Genomic DNA, 258 nt, shown 5'->3' with positions numbered 1-258 from the left:
CTTAATAGAAAATCGTGAAGCAATTAATATAGTTGCCGTGGATGACGACCCTGAAAACCTAGCAGCAATCGCAAGCTTACTCCAAAAATGGAAGGCCAATTACACACTTTTTGATAACGTGGATAATGAATTAGCTTACGCGAACCAAAACGGGGCACCCGATGTTATTTTACTGGATTATCAATTAGGGAGTGATTGCGACGGCATAACTCTCATAAAACCTCTGCGTGAAATTTGGCAACGCCAAATACCCGCTAT

Annotated in this window: 1 protein-coding gene; it reads left to right on the top strand. The window is 41.5% G+C overall.

Translation table 11 applies throughout. The features are described 5' to 3' along the window. The coding region (locus CWB66_RS21595; protein WP_138587015.1) for a response regulator at positions 1-258 on the top strand (258 nt) is incomplete at both ends.

It is taken from the genome of Pseudoalteromonas sp. S558 (genome assembly GCF_005886635.1).
GTDB lineage: Bacteria > Pseudomonadota > Gammaproteobacteria > Enterobacterales > Alteromonadaceae > Pseudoalteromonas > Pseudoalteromonas aliena.
The sequence above is the reverse complement of the archived record's forward strand: the minus strand, read 5'-3'. Positions and strand labels throughout refer to the sequence as shown.